Genomic DNA, 11,916 nt, shown 5'->3' with positions numbered 1-11,916 from the left:
AAGGAGCCTTCATGTACTGGACAGAGTTCTTGACCGTGGCCCTGATTCACCTGCTGGCCGTGGCCAGCCCCGGCCCGGACTTTGCTGTGGTGGTGCGTGAGAGTGTGACCCACGGTCGTCGTGCCGGCACCTGGACGGCGCTCGGTGTCGGCACCGCGATCTTCCTGCACGTCGGCTATTCGCTGCTGGGCATCGGCCTGATCGTGTCGCAGTCGATCGTGCTGTTCAATGCCTTGAAGTGGGCCGCCGCCGCTTACTTGCTCTACATCGGCTTCAAGGCCCTGCGGGCGCAACCGGCCAAACCGGTGGCGGATGATCTGCACAAGGAAGGGGGCGAACGCACGGCCCGTGGCGCCTTCACTTCGGGTTTCGTGACCAATGGCCTCAACCCGAAAGCCACGCTGTTTTTCCTGTCGCTGTTCACCGTCGTGATCAATCCTCACACACCGCTGATGGTGCAAGCCGGCTACGGAATTTACCTGGCCGCCGCGACCGCGACCTGGTTCTGCCTGGTGGCGATGCTGTTCAGCCAGCAACGTGTGCGTGCCGGTTTCGCCCGCATGGGGCACTGGTTCGACCGCACCATGGGCGCCGTACTGATTGCAATCGGTGTGAAACTCGCGTTTACCGAGATGCACTGATCCTACGTGGCGCCGAGTTCGCTCAGCTTGTTCAGGGTGTTCAGGTATTGCCGGGGATTTTCTCCCAGCAAACGACGGAACATCGCGCTGAACGCGCGGGCGCTGCCGTAACCCAGGTCCTGCGCGACGCTCTGCACGCTTTCCCCGGCGAGCAGACGGGGCAGGGCTTCCATCAAGCGCAGTTGCTGGCGCCAGTCATTGAAAGTCATCTTGAGCTGTTGCTGAAACAGTCGTGCCAGAGTGCGTGAACTGGCGCCGACCTGCTGCGCCCAGTCCTCCAGCGTGTTGAGGTGATCAGGTTTTTGCAGCAGTGCCAGACAGATGCTCTGCAAGCGCCGATCCTCGGGCATGGGTATGTGCAGCGCAAGGTTTTCCAGGCTGGCCAGCTCTTGCAGCATCAGTTGCTGAATCAGAGGATTTTCAGCGTGCTGCGGGCCTTGCACTGCCCGCACGATCAGCTCGCGCAGCAGCGGCGTGACCGCCAGTACACAGCACTGCTGCAGGTTCGCCGGCGACAGTTCGGCGTCGATGAAGAGCGAGCGCATGCGCACCTCCCCGGACATGAAAATCTCATGTTCCACCTTTGGCGGAATCCACACGGCGCGGGTCGGTGGAATGATCCACGCACCCTGCGCTGTCACCACTCGCATCATCCCGCACACGGCATACAGTAACTGCGCTTCGCGATGTTGATGAAGTTCCTGGTGTGCGCCATCCACGTAATCTCGCGGATAGGCACTGACCGGCCCGTGCTGGAAATGGCTGATTAACATGTCAGATCCGATGACTTTGTTGTCAGGAATGCGCTTTTTCGCCAACTTAGCATAGGTCGCTCACTCCAACGTAAAGCGTGCCGCGATGAACCAGTCCAGAAACGTAATCCGCTACATCAATGCCGCCCATGTGATCGACCACATGTTCATGCTCATATTTCCCGCCGCGGTGCTCGGCATGACGCAGGCGTTTGCCCTCGATTTCGCGGCGCTGATCGGCTTGTCCCTGGGCGGATTCATCGCCTTTGGCGCTTGTTCCTTGCCGGCCGGCTGGCTGGGGGATCACTGGAGCCGACGGCGAATGATGCTGGTTTTTTTCTTCGGCATTGGCGCTTCAGCGATTTTTACCGGCTTGAGTCACAGCGCCCCGATGTTGGTGCTGGGTCTGACGCTGATCGGGATGTTTGCAGCGATCTACCATCCGGTGGGCACCGCGATGCTGGTGGCCTACGCACAAAACCGTGGCCGGGAGATCGGCATCAATGGCATGTGGGGCAACCTGGGCGTGGCGTTTTCAGCGCTGATCACCGGGCTGCTGGTGGCGCATTTCGGCTGGCGTGCGGCGTTCATTCTGCCGGGTGTGGTGGCGATGGTACTGGGTGTCGGGTTCGCCTTGCAGGTGCGTGAGGAGCCTGTCCCCAAGCGTCCCCACACGCCGCTCAAAGGGGCGGGCGGTCAGCGAATCTCCATGGCGTTGGTGTTCGGCGTGCTGGCATTGGCCACGGCGACCGGCGGCGTGGTGTTCAACGCGACGACGATGACTTATCCGAAACTGTTCCAGGAGCGGTTGCACGAGTTGTTCGCTTCGCCGCAAACCTTGGGTGTCGTGGTCAGCCTGGCTTACGCCTTTGGCGCCGTGGCTCAGTTGAGCATTGGCCGGGTATTGCATCGCGTCAGTCTCAAGTGGCCATTCGTGGTGCTGACGATGTGCCAGGCACCGCTGCTCTTCGCACTCGCCTATGGCGAAGGCTGGGGCGTGATTGCGTTGGGGGCGGCGTTCATGTTCGTGGTGTTCGGCCAAGTCACGGTCAACGATGCGATGGTTGCCAATTTCGTTGCGCCTCAATGGCAATCACGGGTCTTTGCGTTGCGTTACTGCCTGTCTTTCGGCGCCAGCGCCACCGCCATCCCTCTGATCTCTTACGTCGAACCGCTCCAGGGATTGGTCGGGCTCTATCTGATTTTGGCGGCGATTGCGGCATTGACCTTCGTCGCGGCCCTGGTCTTCCCGCGCACGCCCTCGGAGGCTTTGGCAGGACAAACGGCCTGAGCGCTGTGCATACCGACAAATGCTGGCGCAACGCTAGCATTTGTGCGGCTCTGCAAATCATTCCTTTGGCTGATTTGGCTGGCGATCAAGGGCACTAGAGTGCTTACTTTCAGCCACGACCGTGCAGTCAGAAAAGGGATTCTTATGTTGCAGACTCGCGTTATCCCCCCAGCCGAAGGCGCTTACCAGTATCCGCTGCTGATCAAACGGCTGCTGATGTCCGGGGCGCGCTATGAGAAAACGCGCGAGATCGTTTACCGCGACCAGTTGCGCTACAGCTATCCGACCTTGATCGAACGGGTCGCGCGGTTGGCCAATGTGCTGACAGAGGCCGGGGTCAAGCCTGGGGACACCGTGGCGGTGATGGATTGGGACAGCCATCGTTATCTGGAATGCATGTTTGCCATTCCGATGATCGGCGCGGTCATCCACACCATCAACGTGCGCCTGTCGCCGGAACAGATCCTCTACACCATGAACCACGCCGTGGACCGCTTTGTACTGGTCAACAGCGAGTTCGTGGGGCTGTACAACGCGATTGCCGGGCACCTGACCACGGTCGAGAAAACCCTGCTGCTGACCGACCTGCCGGAAAAGACCGCCGACCTGCCGAACCTGGTCGGCGAGTACGAGCAACTGCTGGCGGCTGCGAGCCCGCAATACGACTTCCAGGATTTCGACGAAAACTCGGTCGCAACGACCTTCTACACCACCGGCACCACCGGTAATCCCAAAGGCGTGTACTTCAGCCATCGACAACTGGTGCTGCACACCATGGGCGTGTCGACCATCATGGGCGCGATCGACAGCGTGCGCCTGCTGGGCACCAGCGACGTGTACATGCCGATCACGCCGATGTTCCATGTGCATGCCTGGGGCCTGCCCTATGTGGCGACCATGCTCGGGCTCAAGCAGGTTTATCCCGGGCGCTATGACCCGGAGTTTCTGGTGGAGCTGTGGCGCAAGGAAAAGGTCTCTTTCTCTCATTGTGTGCCGACCATCCTGCAAATGGTCCTCAATGCCAAGGCGGCGCAAAACACCGATTTCGCTGGCTGGAAAATCGTCATCGGCGGCAGTGCACTCAATCGTGCCCTGTACGAAGCGGCGAAGGCCAAGGGCATTCAGTTGACGGCCGCTTATGGCATGTCGGAAACCGGGCCACTGGTCTCCTGCGCGCACCTCAACGACGAGTTGATGGCCGGCAGCGAAGACGAACGCACGACTTATCGGATCAAGGCTGGCGTACCGGGGCCACTGGTGGAAGCGGCGATCATCGACACCGATGGCAATTTCCTGCCCGCCGATGGCGAGACCCAGGGCGAGCTGGTGCTGCGTGCGCCATGGCTGACCGAGGGGTATTTCAAAGAGCCGCAGAAGGGCGCCGAGCTCTGGGCCGGGGGCTGGCTGCACACGGGTGACGTGGCGACCCTGGACAGCATGGGCGTGATCGACATTCGCGACCGGATCAAGGACGTGATCAAGACCGGCGGTGAGTGGGTGTCCTCCCTGGACCTCGAAGACCTGATCAGTCGCCATGCGGCGGTACGCGAAGTAGCAGTGGTGGGCATTGCCGATCCGCAATGGGGCGAGCGGCCGTTTGCCTTGCTGGTGGTCCGCGAAGGCCATGTTATCGATGCCCGGGAACTCAAGGAACACCTCAAGCCATTCGTGGAACTGGGGCACCTGAGCAAGTGGGCGATCCCGAGTCAGATCGCCCTTGTTACTGAAATTCCCAAGACCAGTGTCGGCAAGCTCGACAAGAAGCGAATTCGCGTCGATATCACTGAATGGCAAGCCAACAACAGTACCTTCCTTTCCACGCTTTAAGCGTGTTCCGGCGTGCCCAAAAGGGCACGCCGGCCCCACCAAGCAAGCGCTTGGCTTGTCAAATCAGAAAATTAAGCCATCCTTGCCCTGCCGACGGGCGTCGGTCTGGCAAAAGGACTGTTCCAGAGTGGCTGACAGGTGCAAATCACACTTTAGAGGGATCAAGCACTACTACCTGCTGGCTATAGTCCGCTCAAGGATTTTTAAGAACGGAGCAAACGCACAAAACGGGGCGATGCAATTTTGGAATGACTTCGGGATGCCTTGGCTCCCCGTCATCCACAACGTTTTTAGAAGTGCTCACTGCCATAACAATAAAATGCACATGGAGTAGCGTCGATGACATCAGTAAATCAGTTCTGGCGCCGGGCAAAACTGCCTCTGGCCGTCAGTCTTGCCTCTACGCTCGCCGGGCCAGCATTCGGCGTCAGTTTCAACGTTGGTGAAATCGAAGGCCAGTTCGACTCGTCCCTGTCCATTGGTGCCAGTTGGTCTACCCAGCAGCCGAACAAGAACCTCATCGGCGTCAACAACGGCGGCCATGGCTTGTCCCAGACTTCCGATGACGGTCACCTGAACTTCAAGAGCGGGGAAACCTTCTCGAAGATCTTCAAGGGCATCCACGACCTGGAACTGAAGTACGGCGATACCGGTGTCTTCGTCCGTGGCAAATACTGGTACGACTTTGAATTGAAGGACGAGAGTCGTCCGTTCAAGGACATCAGCGACGACAATCGCAAGGAAGGCGCCAAGTCCGCTGGTGGCGAGATCCTCGATGCCTTCGTTTATCACAACTATTCCATTGCCGATCAGCCAGGTTCCGTGCGTCTGGGCAAGCAGGTGGTGAGCTGGGGTGAAAGTACCTTCATCGGCGGCGGCATCAACTCCATCAACCCGATCGACGTGTCCGCGTTCCGTCGTCCGGGTGCCGAGATCAAGGAAGGCCTGATCCCGGTCAACATGTTCTACGTGTCCCAGAGCCTCACCGAAAACCTGTCGGCCGAAGCGTTCTACCAGCTGGAATGGGACCAGACCGTCGTCGACAACTGCGGCACCTTCTTCTCCCAGCCGGACATCATCGCCGACGGCTGCGACAACAACCTGCGTGTGCTGAACAAACGTTCGACCATTCCGGCCGCGGCCTTGCCTACGCTGACCCGACTGGGCGTCGACGTCGACAACGAAGGTGTGCTGGTGCGTCGTTCCGGCGACCGCGATGCACGGGACAGCGGCCAATGGGGCGCGTCCTTCAAATACATGTTCGATCCGCTGGACACCGAATTCGGTGCCTACTTCATGAATTACCACAGCCGTGCGCCGATCTTCAGCGCCACCGGTGCTCCGGCGTCGACCTTTGCCGGGGTCAGGGCGCTGCCGGCGCAGTTGCAGGCGCTGGCGCCGCTGATTGTCGCGGGTAACTCGAGCTACTTCGTCGAATATCCGGAAGACATTCGCCTGTACGGCTTGAGCTTCTCCACCACCCTGCCTACCGGCACGGCGTGGAGCGGTGAAGTCAGCTACCGTCCGAACGCACCGGTGCAGCTCAACTCCACCGACATCCTGTTCGCCGGCGTACGTCCTTTGGGCGGCTCGCTGACCAACGCTTCGCTGCTTTCCGCTCCACCGGGCTCGGATCTGCACGGCTATCGTCGTAAGGAAATCACCCAGTTCCAGACCACCCTGACGCACTTCTTCGATCAGGTCATGGGCGCCAGCCGTCTGACCCTGGTCGGTGAAGTGGGCGTGACCCACGTCGGCGGCCTGGAAAGCACCTCCGACGTCCGCTACGGCCGTGATCCGGTCTACGGGCCTGGCGAGCTGCCTGCCACCGGCGGTCAGAACACCTGCGTGGCGCTCAACACCAGCACCATCAACGGTGCAGGTCCAGGTGCTGCTACCAACAACCTCAGCCGCAATTGCAACGATGACGGCTTCACGACAGCCACTTCCTGGGGTTATCGCGGTCGGGCCATTTGGGAATACAACGACGTGTTCGCCGGTGTGAACCTCAAGCCGAACGTCGCCTGGTCCCATGACGTGAGCGGTTACTCCCCTGGCCCTGGCGGCAACTTCGAGGAAGGTCGCAAAGCGGTCAGCCTGGGTCTGGACGCCGAGTACCAGAACACCTACACCGCGAGCCTGGCTTACACCAACTTCTTCGACGGCAAGTACACCACCGTGGATGACCGCGACTTCGTTGCGCTCAGCTTCGGCGTGAACTTCTAAGCACTGTATTTTCAGGACGAACGCACATATGAAAATAACAAAGAGTCTGTTCCACGCCGGTGTTCTGGGGCTTTCGCTGCTGGCGACCAGTGTCATGGCGGCGGTCCCGGCAGCCGAGGCGGACAAGCTGGGCAAGAGCCTGACCCCCATGGGGGCCGAAATGGCGGGTAACGCCGACGGTTCGATCCCGGCCTGGAAACCCATGCCGAAGAACGCCGGTTCCGTCGACAGCAAAGGTTTCCTGTCCAATCCGTACGCCAGCGAAAAACCGCTGTTCATCATCACGGCGCAGAACGTCGAGCAGTACAAGGACAAACTCGCCCCGGGCCAGTACGCGATGTTCAAGCGTTACCCGGAAACCTTCAAGATGCCGGTTTACCCGTCCCATCGTGGCGCTACCGTGCCGGATGACGTGTTCGCCGCCATCAAGCGCAACGCCACCAATACCAATCTGGTATCCGGCGGTAACGGTCTGGAAAACTTCGAGACCGCAGTGCCGTTCCCGATTCCGAAAAGCGGCGTTGAAGTCATCTGGAACCACATCACCCGCTATCGCGGCGGCAGCGTAACCCGCCTGGTCACCCAGGCTACGCCGCAGCCAAACGGTTCGTTCAGCCTGGTGTACTTCCAGGACCAGTTCGTGTTCCGCGACAAGATGAAGGACTACGACCCGAAAAACCCGGGCAACATCCTGTTCTACTTCAAGCAGAAAGTGACCGCTCCGGCACGTCTGGCCGGTGGTGTGCTGCTGGTGCACGAAACCCTCGACCAGGTTAAGGAACCGCGTTCGGCGTGGGTCTACAACGCCGGTCAGCGCCGTGTGCGTCGTGCGCCGCAAGTGTCCTATGACGGGCCGGGTACCGCAGCCGATGGCCTGCGCACCTCCGACAACCTGGACATGTACAACGGTGCGCCGGATCGTTACGACTGGAAACTCGAAGGCAAGAAAGAGATGTACATCGCCTCCGACGCCTACAAGCTCGACGACCCGAGTCTGAAGTACACCGACATCATCAAGGCCGGTCACATCAACCAGGACCTGGCGCGTTACGAGCTGCGTCGCGTCTGGCATGTGGTTGCCACCTTGAAGGAAGGTCAGCGCCATATCTATGCCAAGCGTGACTTCTACATCGACGAAGACACCTGGCAAGCAGCGGTGATCGATCACTACGATGGTCGTAACCAACTGTGGCGTGTCGCCGAGGCTCATGCCGAGAACTACTACGACAAGCAAGTACCGTGGTATGCCCTGGAAGCCTTGTACGACCTGCAATCGGGCCGTTACCTGGCATTGGGCATGAAGAACGAAGAAAAGTCTGCGTACGACTTCGGCTTCACGGCCACCACCAGCGACTTCACCCCGGCAGCCTTGCGTCAGGATGGTGTTCGCTAACGTGCACTGAACAGAGGCCGCATCCTCTAGAAACGCCCCGACTGGTTCGGGGCGTTTTTTTTGTGCGTTGATAAAGCTGGCGGCCTCATTTCAATGTCCGAGCCATCGAGTGAAACGAGGCTGTGATCTTTTGTTCGTAGACTTTTTGTAGTCATTTGTAGCAATAACCTTCATAACCACTTCGTTTACCGCTAGTCTGCGGACATCTGCAACGCCGCCATTCGCAATTCAAACAAGAGCCGGCCATGACTGATCTGTTCCCTCCACCAGGCCCTGCAAGCGTTGCCGTCGCCACGCTGGCCGGGCGTTTTTTCCGACCACCCTTGCCCGACGGCCATGTGCTGCGGCCTCGTCTTTGCGAGCGTCTGAGTGCCGGGCTCAATGGTCGGCTGTTACTGGTCAGTGCACCGGCAGGGTTCGGGAAAAGTTCGTTGGCGGTGGAGTTCTGTCAGTCGCTGCCGGTCCATTGGCAAAGCCTTTGGCTGGGATTGAGTCCGCGAGACAGTGATCCGGGTCGATTCCTCGAACGCTTGCTCGAAGGCCTTCAGGACTATTTTCCGCAACTGGGCAGGCAGTCCCTGGGGCTGTTGAAGATGCGCCAGCGGCATCAGCCGTTTGCTTTCGAGGAATGGCTGGACGGCTTGCTCGACGAGCTGGCGGTACACCTTTCGACAGCGACGCCGCTGTTACTCGTGCTCGATGACTATCATCTGGCCCAGGGGCCGGTGCTTGATCGCTGCCTGCAGTTTTTCCTCAATCATTTGCCCGACGGCTTGCTGGTCATGGTCACCAGTCGCCAGCGCCCTGACTGGCATCTGGCGCGGCTGCGCTTGTCGCGGCAACTGCTCGAGCTGAATGAACAGGACTTGCGCCTGACCCACGACGAAGCCTTGACCCTGCTCGACCGGCACAGCAGCTCATTGCGCGGTGAGGCCCTGGAAAGCCTGATCCAGCGCAGCGAAGGTTGGGTTGCCGGGTTGCGCTTCTGGTTGCTGGCGGCCTCGGAGGCCGGCAGCCAAGGAGCATTGCCCCAGGCGCTGCACGGCGGAGAGGGACTGATCCGCGATTATCTGCTTGAAGAAGTGATCGATTGCCTGCCCGCCGAGGTTCAGTCCTTCCTTTACGACACGGCGCCCCAGGAACGTTTTTGCAGCGAGCTGTGCGACGCCATTCGCGACGCGCATGACAGCGCCGAGATCCTGCGCTTTCTGGCGGCGCACCAGGTTTTCCTGGTGCCGCTGGACGAACACGGCCACTGGTATCGATATCACCACCTGTTCTCCGATCTGCTGCGCACGCGGCCTACCGCACAGCCAGTGGTGCCGGCCGCGAGCCTGCACCTGCGTGCCTGTCGCTGGTTCAATGCCCAGGGGTTGCTCGACGAAGCAGTGGAGCAGGCCTTGCGCGCCGGACACCTGGATGTGGCGGCGAACCTGGTACAAAACCTTTCCGAAGAGCAATTGCTGGCCGAGCAAAACGTCGGCATGTTGCTGCGCTGGAAAATGGACTTGCCCGACAGTCTGCTGATCAGCACGCCGCGTCTGATCGTGCTCTACAGCTGGGCGTTGGGGCTGGCCTGTCAACTGGATGCGGCCGAGGAGCTGTCGAGCCATTTGAGTCGCTTCCTGCCGGCCCCGTCGGCCACCGCGCAGAAATCCATGCTGGCACAGTGGCTGGCACTGAGCGGGATCATCGCTCGCGGGCGCGGCAACCGCGAACTCACGCTGCTCTATTGCAGCGAGGCGCTGGAAAGCCTTCCGTGCAAACGCTACGGACAGCGGTTGATGTGCCTCTCGACCCTGTCCAACCTCGCCATCGCCGATGGCGACTTGTGGCGCGCACGCGAGTTGAACCGGGATTCTCTGGAGTTGGCACAGCGGGTTGGCAATCCGTTGTTCGAAGCGCTGGCCCACTACGACCGCGCCCGTGTGCTGCAGGCGCGCGGGGAAATCCTTCGTTCGCTGGATGAAGTCCGTCAAGGATTGCAACGTCTGCAAGGTTTATCTCCGCAACGGCTTTATGCGGTACGCGCGAGACTGGCCTTGTACGAAGGATTTCTGCTGGCGCAGCGCCTGCAACCACAAGCGGCGAAGGTGCGGTTGCAGGTCGGGTTGAGCGAGGCACGTGCCTGCCGCGACATCAGCGTGCTGATCGGCCACTGCGTGATCGCGCGGCTGGAAGGCAGCAGTGGCGAGTTCGCCAAGGCCTTTGCCGAGCTGGCCGAAGCCGAACGGCTGATGCACATTTGGGACGTGCCGCCCATCTACTATCTGGCGATGATCACGCTGGTCAAATGCGAACTCTGGCTGGCCCAGGGCCGCACCGATCTGGCCGAAGCATGGCTGACGAGATTGAGTCAGACCTACAACGGCGAACACCCGGCGGCGCCTCCGGAATTCCACCCGCAACTGCCACTGCACATCGAGCTGCAGCAAGCTTTGCTGGAGGTTATTCAGGGCCAACCGATGCTGGCCGAGGGGCGTTTGAATGCTTTGCTCGAACGTGGTCAGCAAACCGGTCGGCAGTTGCTCAGTACGATGGCACTGACACAAATAACCTCGTTGTTGCTGAGCACTGGACGCGAACCCGAGGCTCGCAAGGCCTTGGGCCAGGCGTTAGAGGCGGCTGCCGGTGGCGTGCTGCAACCGTTCGACAGGTTGTTGGCCGAGCACCCGGACTGGCTGCGTGGACAGCTTCAACTCTGTGCGCCGACGACCGTTTGCCAGGACCTGGCGGAGAAACTTCCGACGCCGGTGGTCCGCCCGGCGCTGGAATCCACCGCAGCGGCAGAACAGCTCAGTACGCGGGAACTGTCTGTGCTGCGCCTGATCGCCCAAGGCTGTTCGAACCAGGAGATCAGCGATCAGCTGTTTATTTCCCTGCACACGGTCAAAACCCACGCCAGCCACATCAACAGCAAGCTCGGGGTGGAGCGGCGTACGCAGGCGGTTGCACGGGCGAAGGAGCTGGGCGTGTTGGGTTAAGGGTGAAACTAAAGTTACACAGGGCGGCAAATTGCCGGGCGCCGATTTGTGCGAACATTACCCATCCCTGTTGATTGAGCCCTCTGCGATGTCCCGGCCAGCCACCCTCATTCGAGAAACCTTCCCTGTCGGTCCTTTGCAGTGCAACTGCACGATCATCGGCGATCCGGTAACGAAAAAGGCCATTGTCGTCGATCCGGGAGGCAACCATGAGTTGATCCTGGCTCGGCTCGATGCATTGGGCCTCAAAGTGGTCAGCATCATTCACACTCACGCGCATCTCGATCACTTCCTGGCCTCCGGTCAGTTGAAGGAGAAAACCGGCGCCACCTTGCACCTGCACAAAGAAGATCAATTCCTCTGGGACAATCTGGAGATGCAGTGCCAGATGTTCGGCGTGCCCTACACGCCAGTGCCATCACCGGACCGCTGGCTGGCCGATGATGAAGAATTGGCTTGCGGTTGCGGTGTGGCGCTGCACACGCCCGGGCATACGCCGGGTTCCATGAGCTTCTGGTTTTCCGACGCGAAGCTGTTGATTGCCGGCGATACCCTGTTTCGTCGCGGAGTGGGGCGCACGGATTTGTGGGGCGGCGATCAGGCAACTATCGTGCGCTCGATCAAGCAGCGTCTGTACACCCTCGACGAGGAGGCCACCGTGGTAGCCGGGCATGGTCCCGACACCCGACTTGGCGATGAAATGCGCGAAAATCCTTTTGTTCGGGCTTGAATTGTAACGGGCGGAATTTTTGTCCAGCGAGACGATCCAACGCCCGCAATGGTTCGATGCTTAAGTTCGTTG

Annotated in this window: 8 protein-coding genes; 7 read left to right on the top strand and 1 reads right to left on the bottom strand. The window is 60.2% G+C overall.

The genetic code is table 11. The annotated features are described in order from the left end of the window. The first annotated feature begins 11 nt into the window (after positions 1-11). Entirely contained in the window at positions 12-641 is a 630-nt protein-coding gene (locus tag JQF37_RS16515; RefSeq protein ID WP_130208259.1) for a LysE family transporter, read from the top strand. 2 nt (positions 642-643) lie between these two features. Here JQF37_RS16515 and JQF37_RS16510 read toward each other — a convergent pair whose 3' ends face one another. Next, the gene (locus tag JQF37_RS16510) at positions 644-1,414 is read right to left on the bottom strand and encodes a helix-turn-helix transcriptional regulator (RefSeq protein ID WP_130208257.1); all 771 of its coding nucleotides are present in this window, start codon (positions 1,412-1,414) and stop codon (positions 644-646) included. 85 nt (positions 1,415-1,499) lie between these two features. On the opposite strand from JQF37_RS16510, the gene JQF37_RS16505 reads away from it, so the two are divergent. The 6 genes from JQF37_RS16505 (at position 1,500) to JQF37_RS16480 (ending at position 11,844) form a co-directional block, all read left to right on the top strand. Continuing rightward, positions 1,500-2,684 carry an MFS transporter gene (locus tag JQF37_RS16505; protein WP_130208255.1) on the top strand — a complete coding sequence of 395 codons (1,185 nt, stop codon included), beginning with the start codon at positions 1,500-1,502 and terminating at the stop codon, positions 2,682-2,684. A 144-nt stretch (positions 2,685-2,828) separates the two neighbouring features. Further along, positions 2,829-4,511 carry a fatty acid--CoA ligase gene (locus JQF37_RS16500; protein WP_130208253.1) on the top strand — a complete coding sequence of 561 codons (1,683 nt, stop codon included), beginning with the start codon at positions 2,829-2,831 and terminating at the stop codon, positions 4,509-4,511. A 339-nt stretch (positions 4,512-4,850) separates the two neighbouring features. Further along, positions 4,851-6,737, top strand: coding sequence for a DUF1302 domain-containing protein (locus JQF37_RS16495; RefSeq protein ID WP_130208251.1), 1,887 nt, complete (start codon positions 4,851-4,853; stop codon positions 6,735-6,737). A gap of 28 nt (positions 6,738-6,765) precedes the next feature. Then, the gene (locus tag JQF37_RS16490; RefSeq protein ID WP_130208249.1) at positions 6,766-8,130 is read left to right on the top strand and encodes a DUF1329 domain-containing protein; all 1,365 of its coding nucleotides are present in this window, start codon (positions 6,766-6,768) and stop codon (positions 8,128-8,130) included. 245 nt (positions 8,131-8,375) lie between these two features. Beyond that, positions 8,376-11,114, top strand: coding sequence for a LuxR C-terminal-related transcriptional regulator (locus JQF37_RS16485; RefSeq protein ID WP_130208247.1), 2,739 nt, complete (start codon positions 8,376-8,378; stop codon positions 11,112-11,114). Positions 11,115-11,202: 88 nt separating this feature from the next. Beyond that, positions 11,203-11,844: an MBL fold metallo-hydrolase gene (locus tag JQF37_RS16480; RefSeq protein ID WP_130208245.1), complete on the top strand. Its 642-nt coding sequence runs from the start codon at positions 11,203-11,205 to the stop codon at positions 11,842-11,844. Positions 11,845-11,916 lie beyond the last annotated feature (72 nt).

Origin of the sequence: Pseudomonas sp. MIL9, assembly GCF_016887925.1 — a bacterium.
GTDB classification, from domain to species: Bacteria; Pseudomonadota; Gammaproteobacteria; order Pseudomonadales; family Pseudomonadaceae; genus Aquipseudomonas; species Aquipseudomonas mohnii.
The sequence above is the reverse complement of the archived record's forward strand: the minus strand, read 5'-3'. Positions and strand labels throughout refer to the sequence as shown.

Bases quoted from the DNA above. Each gene is read 5' to 3' on its own strand.
- JQF37_RS16490 (WP_130208249.1), top strand. From the start codon at position 6,766: ATGAAAATAACAAAGAGTCTGTTCCACGCCGGTGTTCTGGGGCTTTCG.
- JQF37_RS16510 (WP_130208257.1), bottom strand. From the start codon at position 1,414: ATGTTAATCAGCCATTTCCAGCACGGGCCGGTCAGTGCCTATCCGCGA.
- JQF37_RS16495 (WP_130208251.1), top strand. From the start codon at position 4,851: ATGACATCAGTAAATCAGTTCTGGCGCCGGGCAAAACTGCCTCTGGCC.
- JQF37_RS16485 (WP_130208247.1), top strand. From the start codon at position 8,376: ATGACTGATCTGTTCCCTCCACCAGGCCCTGCAAGCGTTGCCGTCGCC.
- JQF37_RS16505 (WP_130208255.1), top strand. From the start codon at position 1,500: ATGAACCAGTCCAGAAACGTAATCCGCTACATCAATGCCGCCCATGTG.
- JQF37_RS16480 (WP_130208245.1), top strand. From the start codon at position 11,203: ATGTCCCGGCCAGCCACCCTCATTCGAGAAACCTTCCCTGTCGGTCCT.
- JQF37_RS16500 (WP_130208253.1), top strand. From the start codon at position 2,829: ATGTTGCAGACTCGCGTTATCCCCCCAGCCGAAGGCGCTTACCAGTAT.
- JQF37_RS16515 (WP_130208259.1), top strand. From the start codon at position 12: ATGTACTGGACAGAGTTCTTGACCGTGGCCCTGATTCACCTGCTGGCC.